The 19764-nt window shown below is 64.1% G+C and carries 18 protein-coding genes and 1 tRNA gene; 9 read left to right on the top strand and 10 right to left on the bottom strand.

The features are described 5' to 3' along the window. From VF769_RS11790 to VF769_RS11775, 4 genes are all read left to right on the top strand, one after another. On the top strand, positions 1 to 1142 hold a 1142-nt coding region (locus tag VF769_RS11790), incomplete at its 5' end, for a 3-isopropylmalate dehydratase large subunit (protein ID WP_331008608.1). Beyond that, entirely contained in the window at positions 1135 to 1716 is a 582-nt protein-coding gene (gene leuD / locus VF769_RS11785; RefSeq protein ID WP_331008607.1) for a 3-isopropylmalate dehydratase small subunit, read from the top strand. The genes VF769_RS11790 and leuD, both read left to right, overlap by 8 nt. Then, positions 1713 to 2756: a 3-isopropylmalate dehydrogenase gene (gene leuB, locus VF769_RS11780; RefSeq protein WP_331008606.1), complete on the top strand. Its 1044-nt coding sequence runs from the start codon at positions 1713 to 1715 to the stop codon at positions 2754 to 2756. Before leuD ends, leuB begins: the two co-directional genes overlap by 4 nt. A 54-nt stretch (positions 2757 to 2810) precedes the next feature. Further along, positions 2811 to 4502, top strand: a complete 1692-nt coding sequence (locus tag VF769_RS11775) for a hypothetical protein (RefSeq protein WP_331008605.1) — start codon at positions 2811 to 2813, stop codon at positions 4500 to 4502. Here VF769_RS11775 and VF769_RS11770 read toward each other — a convergent pair. The 5 genes from VF769_RS11770 to VF769_RS11750 are packed head-to-tail and all read right to left on the bottom strand — an operon-like array spanning position 4489 to position 9583. Continuing rightward, entirely contained in the window at positions 4489 to 5481 is a 993-nt protein-coding gene (locus VF769_RS11770; protein ID WP_331008604.1) for a hypothetical protein, read from the bottom strand. The genes VF769_RS11775 and VF769_RS11770 overlap by 14 nt on opposite strands. Continuing rightward, the gene (locus VF769_RS11765) at positions 5478 to 6587 is read right to left on the bottom strand and encodes a GNAT family N-acetyltransferase (protein WP_331008603.1); all 1110 of its coding nucleotides are present in this window, start codon (positions 6585 to 6587) and stop codon (positions 5478 to 5480) included. Before VF769_RS11765 ends, VF769_RS11770 begins: the two co-directional genes overlap by 4 nt. After that, positions 6580 to 7764, bottom strand: coding sequence for a hypothetical protein (locus VF769_RS11760; RefSeq protein WP_331008602.1), 1185 nt, complete (start codon positions 7762 to 7764; stop codon positions 6580 to 6582). Before VF769_RS11760 ends, VF769_RS11765 begins: the two co-directional genes overlap by 8 nt. After that, a complete protein-coding gene (locus VF769_RS11755) occupies positions 7764 to 8639 on the bottom strand; it encodes a ThiF family adenylyltransferase (RefSeq protein ID WP_331008601.1) in 876 nt (291 codons plus the stop codon). The genes VF769_RS11760 and VF769_RS11755 overlap by 1 nt, the downstream gene beginning before the upstream one ends. After that, complete coding sequence (locus VF769_RS11750; RefSeq protein WP_331008600.1) at positions 8636 to 9583, bottom strand: hypothetical protein; 948 nt, start codon at positions 9581 to 9583, stop codon at positions 8636 to 8638. Before VF769_RS11750 ends, VF769_RS11755 begins: the two co-directional genes overlap by 4 nt. Before the next feature lie 193 nt (positions 9584 to 9776). Between VF769_RS11750 and VF769_RS11745 the strand changes: the two genes are divergently transcribed. From VF769_RS11745 to VF769_RS11730, 4 genes are all read left to right on the top strand, one after another. Continuing rightward, positions 9777 to 9853: transfer RNA gene (locus tag VF769_RS11745), tRNA-Met, on the top strand. Between the two features lie 102 nt (positions 9854 to 9955). After that, positions 9956 to 12004, top strand: a complete 2049-nt coding sequence (locus tag VF769_RS11740) for a phytase (protein ID WP_331008599.1) — start codon at positions 9956 to 9958, stop codon at positions 12002 to 12004. 138 nt (positions 12005 to 12142) lie between these two features. Then, positions 12143 to 13012 (top strand): DMT family transporter, encoded by an 870-nt coding sequence (locus VF769_RS11735; protein WP_331008598.1) that lies wholly within the window; start codon positions 12143 to 12145, stop codon positions 13010 to 13012. A gap of 96 nt (positions 13013 to 13108) precedes the next feature. Beyond that, positions 13109 to 14413 carry an NADH:flavin oxidoreductase/NADH oxidase family protein gene (locus VF769_RS11730; RefSeq protein WP_331008597.1) on the top strand — a complete coding sequence of 435 codons (1305 nt, stop codon included), beginning with the start codon at positions 13109 to 13111 and terminating at the stop codon, positions 14411 to 14413. Positions 14414 to 14448: 35 nt separating this feature from the next. On the opposite strand, the gene VF769_RS11725 is transcribed toward VF769_RS11730, so the two are convergent. Continuing rightward, positions 14449 to 15435 carry a zinc-dependent alcohol dehydrogenase family protein gene (locus tag VF769_RS11725; protein WP_331008596.1) on the bottom strand — a complete coding sequence of 329 codons (987 nt, stop codon included), beginning with the start codon at positions 15433 to 15435 and terminating at the stop codon, positions 14449 to 14451. Positions 15436 to 15614: 179 nt separating this feature from the next. Here VF769_RS11725 and VF769_RS11720 point away from each other — a divergent pair, with 179 nt between their 5' ends. Beyond that, positions 15615 to 15845: a hypothetical protein gene (locus VF769_RS11720; RefSeq protein ID WP_331008595.1), complete on the top strand. Its 231-nt coding sequence runs from the start codon at positions 15615 to 15617 to the stop codon at positions 15843 to 15845. Positions 15846 to 15855: 10 nt separating this feature from the next. Here VF769_RS11720 and VF769_RS11715 read toward each other — a convergent pair whose 3' ends face one another. The 4 genes from VF769_RS11715 to VF769_RS11700 all read right to left on the bottom strand — a co-directional run bounded on the left by VF769_RS11715 (position 15856) and on the right by VF769_RS11700 (position 19612). Next, positions 15856 to 17172 (bottom strand): erythromycin esterase family protein, encoded by a 1317-nt coding sequence (locus VF769_RS11715; RefSeq protein WP_331008594.1) that lies wholly within the window; start codon positions 17170 to 17172, stop codon positions 15856 to 15858. Between the two features lie 3 nt (positions 17173 to 17175). Continuing rightward, a complete protein-coding gene (locus VF769_RS11710) occupies positions 17176 to 17847 on the bottom strand; it encodes a phosphoribosyltransferase (protein WP_331008593.1) in 672 nt (223 codons plus the stop codon). Further along, complete coding sequence (locus VF769_RS11705; protein WP_331008592.1) at positions 17825 to 18496, bottom strand: dienelactone hydrolase family protein; 672 nt, start codon at positions 18494 to 18496, stop codon at positions 17825 to 17827. Before VF769_RS11705 ends, VF769_RS11710 begins: the two co-directional genes overlap by 23 nt. A gap of 189 nt (positions 18497 to 18685) precedes the next feature. Next, positions 18686 to 19612, bottom strand: coding sequence for a glutathione S-transferase family protein (locus VF769_RS11700; RefSeq protein ID WP_331008591.1), 927 nt, complete (start codon positions 19610 to 19612; stop codon positions 18686 to 18688). Positions 19613 to 19764: the final 152 nt, after the last annotated feature.

Genomic DNA, 19764 nt, shown 5'->3' with positions numbered 1-19764 from the left:
ATTGCGCGCGACACGGCATCGCCTTGGCCGGCTGGGACAGCGATGACCGCGGCGTCGTGCACGTGATGGCGCCAGAATTGGGCCTGACGCAGCCCGGCATGGTCGTCGTCTGCGGCGACAGCCATACCGCAACGCACGGCGCCTTTGGCGCCCTGGCGTTCGGCATCGGCACGTCCGAGGTCGGCCACGTGCTGGCGACGCAATGTTTGCTGCAGCGCAAGCCGAAGCGCATGCGCGTGACAGTGGACGGCGTATTGCAGCCCGGCGTTTCGGCGAAGGATTTGACGCTGGCGGTGATCGCCAAGATCGGCTTCGGCGGCGGCTCGGGTTACGTCATTGAGTACGCCGGCTCCGCGATCCGCGCGCTCGACATGGAAGGGCGTATGACGCTCTGCAATATGTCGATCGAAGCTGGCGCCCGCGCCGGCATGGTGGCGCCCGACGAAAAGACCATCGAATTTCTGCGCGGTCGCCGTCACGTCGCGAAGGGTGACCGCTTCGAGGAGATCGCGCGCGAATGGCTGGCGCTCGCGACCGATGACGGCGCCACGTTCGACAACGAGATTCGCATCGATGGCGGCGCGATCACGCCGATGGCGACCTGGGGCACGACGCCGGACGCCGCATTGCCGATTGGTTCGGTCGCACCCGCGCCCGCCAACGATTCAGAAGCGAAAGCGCTCGCCTATATGGGCTTCGAAGCCGGTCACGCCACGACTGAATATCCAGTCGATGTCGTGTTCGTCGGTTCGTGCACCAATGGCCGCCTTTCCGATTTGCGCGCCGCTGCGGAGGTGTTGCGCGGCAACAAGGTGAAGCGTGGCGTGCGGATGCTTGTCGTGCCGGGCTCTGAAGCGGTGAAGAAACAAGCGGAGGCCGAGGGCCTGCATCAGGTGTTCAAGGACGCCGGTGCGGAGTGGCGCGAACCTGGCTGTTCTATGTGTATCGCCATGAACGGCGATTTCGTCGCGCCGGGTAAGCTCGCCATTTCGACATCTAATCGAAATTTTGAAGGCCGCCAGGGCAAAGGCGCCCGCACTATCCTCGCCAGTCCCGCCACGGCGGCGGCAAGTGCGATCGCCGGCGTGCTCACCGATCCGCGCATCTTCACGCAGCCACAGCAGGAGGCCAAGCGTGCCTGAACCGTTCAAGCAACTCGTCTCGCGCACCTATGTCATGAAGCAGGAAGCGATCGACACCGACCAGATCATCCCCGCGCGCTTCCTGACGACCACTTCGCGCGAGGGCCTCGGCAAGGCGGCGTTCTATGATTGGCGCTACGACGCCGACGGCAGGCCAAGGCCAGACGAGCCGCTCAACACGATTGACCCGAGCGAGCATCGCGTGCTGGTGGCGGGCGACAATTTCGGCTGCGGTTCGTCGCGTGAGCATGCGCCTTGGGCGCTCACCGATTATGGCTTTCGCGCCGTGATATCGACCACGATCGCCGACATCTTCACTTCGAACGCGTTGAAGAACGGGTTGCTGCCAATCACTGTCGATAAGGAAACGCACGCGCGGCTGATGGACGATCCAGGCGGGCGTGTGAGCATCGATCTGGAGAAGAGCGAACTCACCATCGGCAACAATCCGCCGATCAAGTTTCACGTTGAGCCGTTTGCGCGTCGCTGTCTGATCGAAGGCGTTGATCCGATGGGCTGGCTCATTGACCGCGTGCCGATGATCGAGACCTATGAGCGGGAGCGCGCCATATGAGCGCTTACAGCATCGTCCTGCTGCCAGGCGATGGCGTCGGCCCCGAGGTGACCGCGCAGGCGCGATTGGCGTTGGAGGCTGTCGGCAAACGCTTCGGCCATGATTTCACGTTCGCCTCACACCACATTGGCGGCATCGCTATCGATGAGACCGGCGAGCCGTTGCCAAGTGAGACTTTGGCTGCGTGCCGCGCGGCGGACGCGGTGTTCTTGGGCGCCGTGGGCGGACCGAAATGGGATTTGGCCCCCAAACGCCCGGAGCAAGGCTTGCTCGGCATTCGCAAGGCGCTCGGCCTCTATGCGAACATTCGCCCTACCCTCATGCACAAGTCCCTGCTGGATCACTCGCCGCTGAAGCGCGAGATCGTCGAGGGCGTGGACATGCTGGTGTTCCGCGAGCTCACTGGCGGCTCCTATTTCGGCGAGAAGACGCAGAGCGCGACCGAAGCCAGCGACCTCTGCGTTTACACTGTGGGCGAAATCGAACGCATTGCGCGCAAGGCCTTCGCGGCGGCGCGAACACGACGCAACAAGGTGAGCTCCGTCGATAAGGCCAATGTCATGGCGACCAGCCGGCTGTGGCGCGAGACGGTCATTCGGGTGCACCAGAGCGAATTCAAAGACGTCGAGCTCGAGCACGTGCTGATCGACGCGATGACGATGCATGTGCTGCGCAATCCGCGCGCCTATGACGTGATCGTCACCGAGAACATGTTCGGCGACATTCTGACCGATGAGCTGTCCGCCTTGGGCGGCTCGCTCGGTTTGGGGGCCTCGGCGTCGCTCGGCGATTCCGGGCCCGGGCTGTTCGAGCCCGTGCATGGGTCCGCTCCCGATATTGCCGGGCGCGACTTGGCCAATCCGATCGGCGCCGTGCTCTCGGCGGCGATGTTGCTCAGACATGGGTTGAGGCTGAACGGAGAGGCCGACGCGATCGACGCTGCGGTGGCGCGGGCGCTCGAGAGCGGTGCGCGGACGCGTGACCTCGGTGGTGAACTTAGCTGCACGCAGATGGGCGCGGCCATCCTCGCGCACCTCTAGCGAACGGATAGGCGAACGCAGCGAAGTGTGCTTTCTGTCAGCCAGGAGGCCGACATGCACTCGCGCACGCCTTGGACCACGTTCGCCCTGATCGGAGTGATCTTCGCGCTGGGCGCCTGCTCGACGGCAATGCGCGATTTCTTCCGCGGATACGCCGAAGGCCACGCAACCGCGCTCGAGACATACGACATGGAATCGTTGACGCCAGCGCAGCGCGGGGCGGTGATTTTCGCGGTCAGCGATTTTGGCGCACTGAACACGGATACGTTGGAAACGCACGCCGTGCCCTGGCGTTTGGCGGCGACGGCGTTGGTGCTGCGCGATGTCGCGCTGAATGGCGGCGAGGTTTCGGCCGCACGCATTCGCCCGATCATGACACGGTTCGGCTTTCTCTACCCCGAGACAATCGGCAATTGGCCCGATGGCGCGCCGCAGCCCGCGCACACGCTGGAGGCGCCGCACGGGCTTTCGCTTGGCCTCGTTCGACGCGACCTGCCGCCCGTGGAGCTGACGGCAGCCAATCTTGCCTGCTCGTCCTGCCATGCGGGGCATACGTTTGACGCGGACGGCCTGCCGCGCACTGACGTGGCTTGGCTCGGGGCGCCCAACACATCGCTCGATCTCGAGCTCTACGTGCGTGAGGTCTACGCAGCGTTCAAGGCGGCGCGTGGCGATGAGGAACACTTGATCGCCGCCATGCGCACGCTGTTTCCGGACACCAGCGACGCCGAGGTCAGCACCATCCGCAGCTTCGTGATGCCGCGGCTCCAGGCGCGCATGGATGCGCTCGAAGCGAGCGGTGATCGCGCACTGCCGTTCGTGAATGGCGCGCCGGGACTGACGAACGGCGTTGCGGCGTTGCGGATGCAGTTCGGCTTGCTGGACGCCGATGCTTATGAAACGGCGCGCGGGTTTACCTCGATTCCTGACCTTGGCGCACGCGGCTTCCGCTCATCGCTGCTCTATGATGGCGCCTACGCGCCAACCGCCGGCGCGCCCGATCGCGCAATTGCACGTGCGGACATCAGCGACGCACATGTAAGCGAGCTGGCGGCGGTGACGGCCTTTTTCACCGTACCGAGCATGGGCGTGCATCCGGATCGCGCGGCGGCTTATATCGATGAGGCGCAGCATGTTTTCGCCTTCCTGCGCGATTATCAGGCGCCGCGCTTTCCAGGTCGCGTCGATGCGCGCTTGGCGGCACAAGGGCGTGGCATTTACGCGGCGAACTGTGCATCGTGCCACGGCGCCTATGACGAGAGCTTGGAGAATCCCGCGCTGGTGTCGTTTCCGAACTGGGTCGGGCCGTATGACACCGATCCGGGGCGTTGGCAGGTGTTTGACGCGGCCGCAGCGGATGCCGTGACGCGCTCTGCGTATGGCGACCGCATGATAGCGCGATCCACCGGCGGCTACGCGGCGCCCTTGCTCGAGGGGCTATGGCTGAGCGCGCCCTATTTGCACAATGGCTCGGTGCCGACGCTTTGGCATTTGATGCATCCGAACGAACGACCCGCGCGGTTCCAAGTTGGGGGGCATCGTTTGGATTATGCGCGCGTGGGGATCGCGGGCGAACGCAATGCGGATGGCGACTATCTGTACCCACAGGGCTATCAGCCTTGGTCCACGCCCAGTCTAATCGACACACGCACGCGGGGCTTCTCGAACCAGGGCCACGGGCGGGAATTTGAGGCGCTGAGCGAGACGCAGAAGCGCGCGCTGCTGGAATATCTCAAGCTGCTTTGACGATCAGCTCATCGACCGGTAATCGCGCGCGCGGCGGTTGATTCCAGCCTTGCGGACGACGGCCGATACGGAACGCGGTGACGAGCTTGCGGTCGGCGCCGATGGCGTTCTCGCGCAGCAGGCCTTGTGCAACGCGCGGCACGTCGGCGAGCACGGACATCGGGCAAAGCGCGAGCCCTGCCCGCTCGACCTCCAGCCAAACGCGATAGAAGCGCCGGCCGGTTTCGAACTCCGTTTCCTCCACCGGGCGATGGAAGAGCGCGACGCCCGCCGCACTACGCACTTTGCCGCTTTCGGAGATCAGCGGCTCGGCGAGGCCGACGGAATCGAGCAAGGGAAATGCCTTGGGGCCGAGCACAACGCCCGCGCCCAACGCTTCGATGGGCGACAGCGCCATGTGGGCCGCGTTGAGACCGTCGCGTTCGTAGCGCGGGTGTTTCGGCGAGAGGCGCATCCATGAGAGCAGTTCAGCGCGATAGGCCGGCGCCCGGAGCACCTCCATGCTCGCGTCGTCAAATACCCGCGCGATGTGTTGCAGAGCGTCGGGGCCCTCGACAATGTGGAGGTCCGGGCAGGCTTCCGATATCTGGGCGAGCGCTGCGTGGTCGACGTCGTTTGGCTTGGCGAAAGCGCCGCGATAGCTGGCGCGGGTGCGCGTGATAGGCTCAAACGCGTCGCTAACACCGCCAGTGGCGATACGGACGCAAATCGTTTCGCGCAGATCGCCATCACCTTTGAGCTTTTGCACTTCCCCGCCAAGGCCGCGCGCGGCGAGTGCCAGCATCAGCCCTTCGAAAGCGGCGCCAAGGCTCTTTTGATTGTCCTTGCCCTCCGGATCGCCGACCAAAAGGCGCCGGCTTGTGTCTTCGAGCAACGTGATGGTGCGTTCGTCGTCGAAACGAAAGCGCGTGGGTTGGATGTTGTGCACGGAGGGCGCGCGATTGGCGGCCTCGATCAGCGCGGTCAAATCGACGTTCATGTCAGCGCTTTGCGGAAAAGGTGGAGGCTATGCAAGCGCGTGGCGCCGAGCTTTTCCACTTGGCGGAGGCTGGCCGCGTTGACGTCCGCGACCCAGGTGATGCCGAGCTTTTCATAACCGGCGGCACGCAGATTCGTGAGCACGCGATAGAGCATGGCGCTGTTGAGTCCACGACCTTGGTGGGTTCTCGCGGTCGAATAATAGATGATCACGGCGCGCTTGCGGTTGAAGCGCTGCTTGATGAATTCAATTGGTGCGTTCCAACCATATGCGCCGCGCACCGCCCTCATGAACGGGTTTAGGTCCGGGATGCAGACGACAACGCCCGCCGCCTGCCCGTTCGCGCGCACGCAGCATGAAATGCGGGGATCGAGGATCCACATCATCTCCTTCGCATGGAATTCGTATTCCTCGCGCGTGAGCGGCACGAACATCGGGTTCTTGGCGAAGCCGTCGTTCAGAGCGTTGCGCGCGTCCTCAAGGCGCGCGGCGAAATTGCGGCGATCAATGCGGGTCCATTCGTAGGCGGGATCGATGAGCGCGGCGCGGGCCTTGTCGGTGAGCAGTGCCTCCGGATTGGCGCTGGTGAGATCAATCTCCCAGGTACTGACCGGGAAGGTCGGCTCATACTTGTTGTGCTTCAACAGCGCCGCCACGTGGGGCGGTGCATAGACCATGTCGGTGTAGGGTTGCGCTGCGAAGCCCTCGGTGGTCACGCCAAGCTGCTGCATGGCGGTGAGATTGAAATTACCGGCGATCTCGTCGGCGCCCTGCGCGCGCCCGAACGCCTCGGCCGCGCCTAAGAGCGCGGTCGCGGCTTCAACATCGTCCGCGACATCAAAGAAACCGAAATAGGCGCGGTTGGTGTTGTGGCGCGTGTTGGACGCCTCGTGCATGTGGGCGCAGATGCGGCCAATGGCCTTGCCGTCGCGATGCGCGGTGAAAATGCGAAACGGATTGCCGGCTTTGAACAGCGGGTTCTTTTTGGCGTCGAAATAGCGATCAATGTCGCTCCACATCGGCGTGACGTAGAGCGAGTCTGCGCCGTAAGCGTTGAATGGCGCATCGAAGAAAGCGCGCTTATCGCCTTCACGCAGCTCAAGCACGGGCAGCCTGCCCGGCGAGCTTTGCCAAGAGTTGGAGTTGCAGATCGACGTCGGGGCCGGCGCCAACCCGCGGGAGATTGACGAAAAGAATACGGAGCGGTTCACGGGTCACGAGGATCGCGTGCGTGGCCTCCTGCTCGTCGAACAACACGCACAATTGCTCAAGCGCGCCGGCGCCCCACGCGCGCGCTTCGGCACCGCTGAGCACAGGGCCTTGGTCGAAGCCACGCAAGAGGGCCGCATGATCGTAGCCAGCGAGCGCGGCGCCTTCGAGTAGGCGTGCGCGCTGCAGTTCCGGCGCGTCGAGCATGCGGTCAAGGAAGGCGTCGAGATTGTCCGTTGGCGCCTCGGCGAAGGCGCGCCAGAACGACGAGCGGGAGCGCGCTTCGCGGAGTTCACGCACGTACTGGACGACACGGAACACGAGCACCAATGCCGCGATCAGCGCGAACCAAGTGAGCGCGGCCATCAGCGGCGGCGCACCGAATACAAAGATGAACACCGCAAACCCAAGCGCCGCCGCGAGCACGGCCCAGAACACCTCCTCCACCACGCTCAAGCCACCGCCGCCATGCGCGGTAACGCGGGCGACGGCGAGGATGAACACGAGCAAGCCGAGGCCGCCGGCGCGGATCGGCGAAACGCCAGCGCCAGCGAGGAAATCGGTCGCGCCAAGCGGCACCGCGATGATCAGCCCAACGAACAGCGCGCTGATCGCGTCGTTCTCACCGGCGGAGAGCGAAGCGCGGTCGCGCGCGGCGAGGAAAACGGCGAGGCTGATCAACGAGAGCGAAACGAAAGCCCCGAGTGCGTACGCGAAGAGCGGCGCGATACTGATGGGGCGCAGCACCGCCGCCAGCATAAAGATGGCCACGCCGATCGCGATGGCCTGTTTCAACCGAGATGGCGCATGGCGGCGGAGCAGGCCTTCGGCCAAGAACAGCGCGAACAGCGGCAACAGCGCCGCGATCGCTTCCTCGATGCGACGCAGTGCTTCGACCTCCAGCCACCAGCGCAACGCGCGCACGCCAACCAGCGCCATCAGCACTGTGAACAACGCGCCCAAGCGTTGATCCACCGGCGAGGCGCCGCGCGCACTGGTTTGGCCGAGCACGTAAGCGCCTGCGCCGATGAAGGCGAGCAGGTTGAGCGCGATGCTGGCGGCGGTGGTTTCCATCAAGACGCCGTCATCTTCGCCATGAACTGACGCACCAGCGCGCCCTTCAGCGCCGAGAGCGGCCAGGCCAATGGCTTCTCCACCCGCGCGGCATGCGGATTGAAGAAATAGCCGCGATGGTCGGCGCCGCCGGCGTGGCCCAGGATCAGGCGGATCGCCTCATAGGCCATCAGATTGCCGGTGGTGATGACCATGGGCGCGAAGGAAAAGCGCTTGCGCTTGCCCGCCGCAAGCTCGGCGGCGATGCCGAGATCGACGTATTTGTGCGTACTCGAATGCGTCAGCGCCCATTCGAGTTCTTTCATCAAGCAGGCTTGGCGATCGTCGTCGCTGATCGACTGCCAATCCTTGCCGACGGTCGGGTAGCCCATCCGCTCTTCCGGGCGCGGATCATCGGGGCGGACGACGTACACAGACGGCAGCGTGGCGGCATAGGCATCGATCACAGTCGCGCGTTTTTCGCGAGCGACGCGGTACATGCGCACACCGGCTTGGGCGTCGTCCGTGCCATTGACGATGATGGGATGGGCGGTCGCGAGCGCTTCGATCTGATCGAGCCATTCAGCGCCGAGCACCTTGAGTTTCGCTTCGGGATTGATGCGCGCCGCGGCCTCGGCGGCGACCTCCGCTTTGGAGCGGCCAGCCGTATCGGTGAAGGCAAAGACTTGGCGGTTGAGATTGGATATCTCGAAGGTGTCGATGTCGGCGATGGTGAAATTGCCGACCCCCGCGCGCAGCAAAGTCAGAAAGCACGCGCCGCCCATACCGCCGACACCGGGAATAAACACGTGCGCGGCGCGCAGCTTTTCCTGTTCTTCGGGCGTGACGAAGCCCAGATTGCGCGTCGTCATTTCGGCGTAGGTAAAAGCGTTCATGCGCGCACCTTAGCGGGGCGCAGCGAGCCCCAGGCTGTGTTGGCGTCAAACCAATGCAGGATGGGCAATATCAGCGATTGCAACGCCAAGAACGCGCCGCTGAGGATGACGCCGGGGAGTGATTCACGCGGCACCACGTCCCAGACATAGGCTTGCGCCGCGCTCATGTTCACTTGGCCGAGTTGCAGGAAATCATCGCCGCGCCTGTAGTCGAGCTCACGCGCGCAGGCCTCGTTGAAGGCGTCTTTGCGATGCTTGGGAGCGTCTTCGAACGTCTTTTTCAAATCATCCGAGCCGCCGGTATAGGCGTTGGTGATCACGAAACGGGCTTCATCGAAGCCAGCTTCGGGGCCGACGCCGAAGGCGTGGCGATGCGACGCCATGATCTGGCGTGCGAGCAGCACGTGTTCAAACGTCGGCTTGTCGCCGTTCGGCGTCGGATAGACCGAAGCAAAGCTTTCCGCGACCATGCCGAACACGGCGGGCACTTGCGTAACGTTCGACACCCAGACCGGCCGCCCGCCGCGCCGTAGAAAAAGTATGAAGCAGGTGAACCCGTAAAGCAGCCACGACATGCCGCGGTTGCGCGCGGCGGGATCGACCATGACGAGGCCGAGATGCAGCACATCGAGGGGGCGGCCGCGCAGGCTAACAGGCAACCAGGCAAGCGCGTTGAAGGCGATTGGCGCGTCGCTCTTGCGGTCGTAGAGCACCGTGATGACCGACGCCGCCAGGCGCGCGGGGTCGCCGCCAAGAACGCCATAGCTGAGATCGCCATCGGGTAAGGTGGCGCGCGCGATCGCGCGCACGTCCCTGAGCAGCGCCTCGAGCTGTTCTGGACTCATCCACAAGCCCGGGCGATCGACGACGCGGGTGCGGATGTCCGGCGCGGCGTTGAGTGTTAGGTCGAGATGCTCCTGGCCCAATGCCCGCAGCCACAACATCGCACGCCCTCCGCTCGCGGGCGGACCATCGCCGAAGCGCCGACTCGCGACAAGCGAAACGCACCCGCTTGGCGGTGTTCAAATACCACAATCAGCGCCCGTGCGGACGGCATTTTGTGCGCCCCGAGCGCTTGCGGCGACGGCGCTCGGGCTTTATGTCTCCGCCCCTTCATGCCGGCGCGGACGCGCCCGCGGTGGGGTAGCTCAGTTGGTTAGAGCGTGGGATTCATAACCCCAAGGTCGGGAGTTCAATTCTCCCCCCCACCACCAATCTCACCGCATTTCTGATCCGTGGTCGCGCGCAACCGCGCGAGCGTGAGGAAAGTGTCACAAAACCCCTGTAGGCCCGCCGCGCTTATGGGACTCGCAGAAATGAACAAAACTTGGCTGGTCGGATTCTTCGCCACCGCGGCGCTCGCAAGCTGCGCGGGCGGCGGCGCACCGCGCGTCCCGGCGCTGTACGCCCTCGCCGAAACCGCGCCGACGGCGCAATCCGACGCCAACACGGCGCTGATCTTGCCGCGCGGCAATGGCGGCGGCTTGATCCTGGGCTCAAGCGAAACGACAGGCGTTGAACTCTATTCGCTCGATGGGGCGCGTATTGACGCGATCGCATCGGGCGCGACGGTGAGCGTTGATGCGCGCTACGGCGCGCCAAGCGAGAACGCCTGGGTCGTCGCGACACTGGATGGCGCAACCAACCAATTGCGCTTGTTCGAACTCGACGCGGAAACCGGCGCGCACCGCGAGCGCACCGCCAGGGCGCTATCAATCGGATTCGCCGGTGAAAGTCTGTGCCTCTATCGCGACGCACGCGACCAAACGCTTTACGCATTCGCGCTCGGCGGCGCAGGCCAGATCGCACAATACATGATCGGCGCGCGCGACGGCGGCTTCGATGCAACGCTTGTGCGTGAATTGCGGGTTGCGTCCGAGGCGAGCTATTGCACCGCCGACGATGTCAGCGGGGATCTCTATGTCGCTGAACAGGGCGTGGGATTCTGGCGCTTTGACGCCGACCCCGAAGCGGAAGTCGTGCCGCACCTGATCGATGCGGTGCGCCTCGGCCGCATCACCGAGGAGGCAGGCGGCTTAGCCATTTATCGTGCCGGCGCGGCGAGCTATCTCGTTGGCTCCGACGCCTCGGCCAACCAATTCCACGTCTATGACCGCAACAATGACCATGCCTATGTCGGCAGCTTCACGCTGGGCGGCGGCGATGTCGATAGCGTTGAAGCAGCTGGCGGCCTGAACGCATCAAGTTTCGCCTTCTCGCCGCGCCTGCCCCAGGGCGCGCTGGTCGCGACCGACGACGAAAACGACGGCGGCGCCAATTATAAGCTCGTCTCATGGGCCGATATCGCCGATGCGCTTAATCTGACGACGGGCGCAGCCCAGGACCCGCGCACGCCGCCACAATCCGACATGCCGATCGTGCATCCGCTAGCGGAAACGACGCCAGTCGAAACCGACGGCGACAGCGCCGACGATCCGGCCATCTGGGTCGACCGCCATGATCCAACGCGCAGCATCATTATTGGCACGCAGAAGCAATCGGGACTCTACGTCTATGATTTGCAGGGCAATGTGCTGCAATTCCTGCCGGATGGCCGGATGAACAATGTCGATGTGCGCGACAATTTCCGTCTGGGCGATCAGACGGTCGCGCTGGTCGCCGCCAGCAATCGCACCACCGACGGCATCGCCCTCTATCGCGTTGATCCCGCCACGCGCCGGCTCATCGACGTGGCCGACGGCCTCCAGCCGACGGGATTTCTCGACCCCTACGGGCTTTGCATGTATCGCAGCGCCCGCTCGGGTGAAACCTACGTCTTCATCAATGGCGATGATGGCGACCTGCGCCAATACCGATTGAATGACAGCGGCAATGGCCGAGTGCGCGCGACACCGGTGCGGGACATTCCGTTCAACTCACAGACCGAAGGCTGCGTCGCGGACGACGAAACCGGCGTGCTCTATGTGGCGGAGGAGGATGTGGGCCTCTGGCGCATCAGCGCCGAGCCGGACGGCGGGGTCGCGCCGACCTCGGTCATCACAGTCGCGGCGCACGGCGCGCTGAAAGACGACCTCGAAGGCATCGGGCTGTACGACCTCGGCGACGGGCGCGGCTATCTGGTGCTTTCAAGCCAGGGCAACAATACTTACGCCGTGTTCCGCCGCGAGGGGAACAACGACTATGTCGGGTCGTTCGCGGTGCTTGCCGACGCGGCGCGCGGCATCGACGGCATCTCCGAAACCGACGGGCTCGAAGTGCTCAGCGCCAACCTTGGCGGGCCATATGCGGCCGGCATTTTCGTCGCCCAAGACGGGCGCAATATCGCGCCCCAGGAAAATCAGAACTTCAAATTGGTCCCGTGGTCGGCAATCGCCGGCGCGCTTAACTTGGAAACCCGCCCGTAAATCGCTCGGTCAAGGCCGGAGGGTCGATCCCGGCTCGCGCGTAAACTACCCTGTCGGCCTCGCTCCATTTGACGTGACGCAACGGCGCCGGGCCATGTTGTGCGACTTTCTTAGGCCGCCTTGCATGAACGTCTCCCCGTGCGCCCACGCGATTTTGTTATCTTCATCCTGATTTGTTTGGTCTGGGGCTTTAGCAACGTCCTCAGCAAGATCGTTATTGATCATTGGAGCGTCCCACCGCTCTTCTTTGCGGCGCTGCGCTTCTCGCTTGTGGCGCTCGTCACCCTGCCCTGGCTGTTGCCGATGCCGCGCCCGCATCTGCGCGTCGCTGCGATCGGACTGCTCTTGGGCGCCGGCAATTTCGCACTGCTGTTTCTGGGATTGCAGAGCGCGTCGCCTTCGGCCGTGGCCATCGTCATACAGATTGGCGTGCCGTTCACTACACTTCTTTCGATCTTCATTCTCGGCGAACGCATTCGCTGGCGACGCGGCCTTGGCATCGCGCTTACGTTGCTGGGGGTGCTCATTGTGTTGTGGTCGCCGCAGGGCATTGAGCTGTCGGCGGGACTTTGGTTCGTGATAGGCGCGGCGCTCGCCGGATCTCTCGGCGCAGTGCTGATGAAGCGCACCGAGAATGTCGCCCCGCTTCGGTTTCAGGCTTGGGTCGGATTGGTATCCTTTCTGCCGCTGGCGTGCGCGAGTGCCTTCTGGGAACAGGGCCAATGGGCCGCCGCCGCCGAAGCAGGCTGGCGCTTCGCCGCAGCCCTCCTCTTCTCCGCGATCGTCGTTTCCGTCGTGGCGCACTCGGCTTATTTTTGGATGATCAGCCGGTACGAAGCGAACCTGGTCGCTCCGCTTACGCTTCTGACGCCGTTGTCAACGATCGGATTCGGCGTCCTTCTAACGGGTGATGACATCAACCTGCGCATGGTCGCCGGCGCGGTGCTCGCGTTCATTGGCGTGCTTATCGTCGCGCTCCGCACCCGAAAGCCTGAGCCTCTGCCCTAATTGGGTCTCTTGGCGCCGAGGAGTCTAGGCCGCCGTATGGCGTCTGGCTGCGCCTTTCCATATGTAGCAACAATCACCGGCGTCTCTGGGTTCTGTATGCTCGATCAAACACTCATTCTGCCTTGCGGCGCGCGCCTCTCCAATCGGTTGGCCAAAGCGGCGATGACCGAAGGCCTTGCAGATCCGCTCGGACGCCCGACCGAAGCACTCGAACGGCTTTACCGGGTTTGGGGCGACGGCGGCGCAGGTCTGTTGCTGTCCGGCAATATCCAGATCGACCCCGACCATCTTGAGCGACCGGGCAACGTCATCATCGATCGCGAGCCGGACACGCCAATGCGCGAGGCGCTTTCACGTTGGGCCAAAGCGGCGACAAGCGGCGGCGCGCACTTCTGGGCGCAGATTTCTCATGCGGGTCGCCAGACAATGAAGGCGGTCAACCCTCACCCGAAGGCGCCCTCGTCCGTTAAACTTGGACTGCCCGGTGGGCAGTTTGGCGCGCCCACGGCGCTCACCGAGCCCGAGATCGAGACGCTCGTGAACAGATTTGCGAACGCGGCGCGGGTGTGCCGGGAGACCGGTTTTACCGGCGTGCAGATTCACGCAGCGCACGGGTACCTGATCTCCCAATTCCTGAGCCCCCGTTCCAACCTGCGCACGGATCATTGGGGCGGCGCGCTTGAAAACCGCGCACGCTTCCTGCTCGCGGTGATAGCGGCCACGCGCGCGGCCGTCGGCGCCGACTTTCCGATCTCGGTCAAACTCAACAGCGCCGACTTCCAGCGCGGCGGCTTCGCGTTTGCCGAAAGCCTGCAGGTTGCGCGCTGGCTGGAGCAAGCCGGCGTCGATCTGATAGAGATTTCTGGCGGCACCTATGAGCAACCGAAATTGCTGGGCATCGAGGGGCTGGAGCCGCCGGAGGCGCAGGCGAACGTCGCCGCTTCGACGCTCGCACGGGAAGCCTATTTCGTCGACTTCGCCAAGGCGATGAAGAGCGCGATCGCCATTCCGATCATGGCCACAGGCGGCTTTCGCACGCGCGCGGCCATGGTCGAAGCGCTTGAGGTGAATGCAGCCGACGTCATCGGTCTGGCTCGTCCGCTTTGCGTTCGTCCAGACGGCGCACACGCCCTCCTTCTCGGTGAGGCTCACTTGCCACGCGCAGAAGATGGACTGGCGCTGTTTCCCCCTTGGCTGTCGTTCTTGAACGGGCTCAAGGCTCTTCGAGCAGTCAACGGCTTTGCCGTGCAATATTGGTTCTACGCTCAGATCTATGCACTGGGGCGCACTGGAATTCCCGCGCTCACAATGAAGGTTGCGGATGCGGCGCGTGAAGTCGAGGCCACACAAAAGGCTTGGCTGCGCGATCGTCGGCGCGCGCTCGCGACATCCTCGGGATAGGGGCCTCGCGAGAGGCTTTCACCACCTCCTCGCACTCACGTGACAAGTACTGCCGCGCCCTGAAGGCGCCCCGCCCGCAGGTCGCTCAGAGCCTCATTGGCCTGCTCCAAACCATAGCGCGTCGTCTGCGTCTTGATGCGCACTTTGGGGGCAAGCGAGAGAAACTCATGCGCATCGCGGCGCGTCAGGTTGGCGACGGAAACGACTGCGCGCTCGCCCCACAAGATCTGATAGGGAAACGTCGGGATATCACTCATGTGAATTCCAGCGCAGACAACGCGCCCGCCCTTGCGCACCGCCTTGAGCGCCGCAGGCACAAGCGCGCCGACCGGCGCGTAAATGATCGCCGCATCGAGAGCCTCGGACGGCGCATCGTCTGAGCCGCCCACCCAGTCAGCGCCGAGTTCGCGCGCGAAGGTCTGACTGGCCTGATCCCCTTCCCGCGTGAACACTGACACGCGTCGCCCTTGCCACTTCGCCACTTGCGCAATGATGTGCGCCGCCGCGCCAAAGCCGTAGAGGCCGATCGAGCGCCCCTCGCCGGCCGCGACCAGCGAACGCCAGCCGATCAGGCCCGCGCACAGAAGCGGCGCGATGCCGCAATCGTCCCCGAGTTCCTCTGGCAAAGGGTAGGCGAATCGCGCGTCCACCAGAACGTGGGACGCGAAGCCGCCGTCGCGTGTGTAGCCCGTGAACGCCGGCGCGTCGCAGAGGTTTTCTCGATCGGCGACGCAATAAGGGCAGACCCCGCAAGCGCTGCCCAGCCATCCGACACCGACACGCTCGCCAACGCGCAGGCTCGCGACGCCATCGCCCAGTTGCTCCACCACGCCGACGATCTCATGTCCCGGGATGATCGGATGACGCTGGGGCGGCAGGTCGCCGTCAACGACGTGCAGATCGGTGCGGCACACGCCGCACGTTCGAATCTCGAGACGGACCTCTCCAGGCCCGGGCTCCAGATCTGGACGTTCCACCAATCGAAGTCGCTCACCCGGGTGATCCAGCTGCATCGCGCGCATGACGTCGTCCTGGTTAGAGATCGCGTTACAGACCGCGCTCGCCTAAGATTGGCTTTGACCCACATCAATGCTGATCCAAGCAAGAGTGGGTCGAGTGGAAGCCGTTGGGCCCGCCGCCGATGCCGTGTCAGGAGGCCGATATGAATACACGAAGCCATATTGAGACTGACGTCAACAGAATGGCCACCGCGGATGACGTGCGCCACACGCTTGGCGACATTGACGGCGTTCTGATCGCGGCCATCCTTTCCGTGAAGCCCACATTTCGGGAATTGACGGATGCGGCCATCTGGGCGCGCGGCGATGGCGATCTCATCGCACGCGAGCACCATGAACTCAGCGCCGGCGCCTTGGCCGTTGCAGAGATCATCACTCGCGACGAGGACGCGACGCCCGAAGAGCCTGGCTGAGAGACCCGCCCTAGAGACCGAACGGATAGATGTCGGGAGCGCCTGTCGGCGCAGAACCGGGAAGCGGCGTCACGGGCGTGGTTTGCTCGAACCATACGAGCGCATCGAATTGACGCGACAGATGGGCGTCAAAATAATGGCTCCAACGCTCGGTGTCGGGTCGATAGATCACGCCAATCGCGCGTTCGAGCCGACGGAGCGCCAGATGTTCGGCCAATTCGGGGTCGTCGCGCCAAGTGGTCAGGGAACGCGGTCGCCCGGCGTCACGGAAGACGCGTTCCCAAGAATCCGCGCGCGACGGCAGGATTTGTTTGATGCGCGGCGGCGCGCCCCAATCGTCGGCGGCCATCACTTCGCCGCGGTCGGTTGAAAAGCCAATCGCGACGGTGCGGTCACGATATTTCGCCCGCGCGAGCTGGCCGATATTGAACTCGCCGCTCTCGCCCATCGCCGTCGCGCCAGCGTCGCCGATATGGGAATTATGCGCCCACACGACGGCCTTGGCGTCCGGTCCGCGCAGCGCCAACAGCCGCTCCAGCGTATCGAACATGTGCCCATCGCGCAGGTTCCAGCTCTCGGTCGAGCCGCGGTACATCGCCCGATAATAATTCTCCGCCGCGCAGACGACCCGCGCATTCTGTTCCGCGTCGAAATAGGCTTCACCGTCGGCGCCCGCATAGGCGAGGCGCTCCTCCAACAGCGCCACCAATTGCTCCACCACGGCGTCCTCACAGGTGCGTCCGGTGCGCATGGCCATCGCGCCATAAGCCTGCGGACGCTCCAAATAGGGCGTGATGCAACCATAACGCCGCCGCGCGTCGCGCGCCCCTTCCGGGTCGACGCGATCGAGATAGGCGAGCACCTCTTCAACAGAGCGGTGGAGGCTGTACACATCGAGCCCACGCACCTCGACTCGCTCATCGTGTACGCGGCCCTCGTTCCATGCGCGCAATTCTCTCAGCAGGTCGGCGAATTCGGCGTTACGCCACATCCAGCGCGGAAAATTGACGAATGCGCTTCGCTCTCCCCAGCGCCCGTGCTCACGCACATAGCGGTCGAGTTCGGCCGCATCCGGCCAATCGCCTTCGATCGCCAGGATGCGAAAACCGTGCCGCCGCACAAGACGCAGCGTGATTGCGGCGCGCGCGCGATAGAATTCGGACGTGCCGTGAGTGGCTTCCCCGAGCAGCATTACGCGTGCGTCGGCAAACCGATCGAAGAAGGCCGCGAAACCGGCTCCATCGGAAAGATCAGGCAAATCCGCGGAATTCGCACGTACGAGTTCCGCAAGCGCGGCCTCCGGGGGTTTGAGCTTCGCTCCGACCACGGCCTAATCTCCGCAATGCGTCGTCGCCTCACCCGACGAGGCTAACAGCGCGATCACTTCATCGTCCTCGAGCTGATGAAAATCGCGATAGAAGAACCCGACAGCACCAAATCGGGCGGGGGTATCGAGGCACACCACATCGTCGGCAAGGGTCTTCAACTCAGCCGCCGTCTCCGGCGCAGCCACCGGCGCCGCGACGACGACCCGCTCTGGCGTGCGTCGCCGCACCGCGGCGATCGCCGCCTTCATGCTGGCGCCAGTGGCGACGCCGTCATCAACCAAAATCGCCGTTCTGCCCGCCGCCGAAACCGGCGCGCGGCCCGGCAGATATAACGCCCTTCGACGCTCGATTTCCCGCAGCTCCCGCGCCGCCACGCTCTCGATCTGCGGGCGGCTGACGCCGAGCGCGGCGATGATGTCTTCATTCAGAATAATGTCCGGCCGTTCACCATCGACGATGGATCCGACCGCGAGTTCTTCTTGTCCAGGGGCGCCGATCTTTCGCACCAGCAAGAGATCAAGCGGTGCGTTCAAGGCTTTGGCGATCTCCACCGCCACCGGCACGCCGCCCCGCGGCAGCGCATACACGACCGGGCTCTTGAACGATTGCGCGCTCAATTCCGCCGCCAGCGCGCGGCCCGCGGCGGCGCGGTCAGGAAAAGGAAGTTGGCGCATGGTGATCCTCGCCGATATGGGTGGCAAACCAATCCCCCGCCGCGTTCAGCCCCTCATCCAACGTCCCTGGTTCTTCGAACAGATGTCCCGCGCCTGGCACGATGACGAGCTTGGTCTCGCAATGCATGAGGCGCTGGGCCATGCGATTAAGCTGGATCACTTCGCGATCCTCACTACCGACCACAAGCAGAACGCCCGCCTCAACCTGTTCCAGCGCATCCCCAGCGAGATCCGGACGTCCGCCGCGCGACACAATGGCATCCACGTTCCCGGCATGCGCCGCCGCCGCCGCGATCGCCGCGCCCGCGCCGGTGCTCGCGCCAAATAGGCCGATGGGCAAAGCAGAGGTCCGCGCATCCGCGCGCGCCCACGCGATCGCTTCCCCAACCCGGCGCGCGAGCAGCGGGATGTCGAACACATTGCGCCGATCCGCGCTTTCAGCCGCCGTCAGCAAGTCGAAAAGCAGCGTTGCGAAACCCCGCTTACGCAATTGTTCTGCGGCGTAGATGTTGCGGGGACTTAACCGGCTCGACCCGCTGCCATGGGCGAAGATCACCAAACCCCGGGCGCGAGCTGGGATCACAAGCTGACCAGGCAACGACCTCGGCCCGATCGCAACGTCGGTGTCTATTTCATTCGCGGGCGCCACATGCATGTCTCCTGGCGTCGAGACGGCCCCAAAGGCGTGCTGGCACTCAGCGTGATAGTGTCAATCGATGCGCTGCCAGGAACCGATGTCGGAATTGCGGAAACGGCTGTTTATTATACTAAGCTAAATCCTCATACGCGGCTTGCGTTCAATCAATCGGCAGCGACCGCGCGTTCGTTTGGCGCGAACTCAAGTTACGGGCGTGACCACAAAGCCCGCACGAGGAAAATGCACAACGACGTCCCCCGCTCCGTCCGCTTGACGGCGCACTGCGATTTCTTGCGGCGACACGAAGACGATCTCGCCGGCGACGGGATTGCGTCCATAATCATCGGGCATCACCGTGACCGCCATGCCAGGCGCAAGTCCCTGCGCATCGTCGCCAATGGAGGTTCGCTGCGCCTCAGGCGTGGCGGCAGCGGCGATCTGGAACGCATCCTCCGCGCTGAGCCTTTCGGGCTTGCCGTGACCGAACGCCTTCATCCGCTCTTGCCACGCCAGCAGACGAGAATAGCCAGTGGTCAGTCTGGAAAAGGCGCGCGGCTCGCCGGAGGCCAAAAACCAGATATTGAGATAGGCGGCGAGGTCGGCGGCGGTCGCCTGTTTGCCGAACAAGAATGGGCCCGCTCCCGCCAGCTGAGTTTCCACCAAGTCCGCGTTGGCGCGCCATTGTCCGGCCATGACGGGCGCTGCGGCCTTGAGCGCCGCGACATCAAAGGGACGTCCTGATAGCGCTTCTCTATCCTTGATGAAGTCCTGCGGCACGTTCTCACCGCGCGCACCGAAAACGATGGCGACAGTTGCGCCAAACCAAGCGCGCTCGGCCCAGGTGCGCAAGGCCCACGCCGCGCCGGAGGCATTCGCCGAGGTCAAGGGCGAGTCGGGAAATCGCCTGTCGAGCTCGCGCAAGATGAGCCCGGTATCACAATAGAGATCGGCGCCGACCTGCAGCACCGGGATGCGGCGATAGCCACCGGTGAGCGGCGTGAGAAACGGTCTCGGCATGATGTTGGGCTGATCGACCTTGCGCCAGGACAAGCCTTTGAGACCCAGCGCCGTACGCACCATTTCAGCATAGGGCGAGGCCGCGTATTGGTGCAGGATCAGATCAGTCATGCAAAACCTTAGCGAGGCTAGGCGTTCACGCAAACGCCGCTGTCGGTCTTGTGCGCTAAATGATCTCCGCGCGGCCCTTGGTGATGAGTATTTCCTTGGGCGGGGGATGGCTCAGAAAATTGACCGGGCTAGCGGTCAGTCCGTAAGCGCCT

It is taken from the genome of Vitreimonas sp. (assembly GCF_036392335.1).
Classification (GTDB): Bacteria; Pseudomonadota; Alphaproteobacteria; order Caulobacterales; family Aquidulcibacteraceae; genus Vitreimonas.
This window is presented reverse-complemented; position numbering and strand designations above follow the sequence as displayed.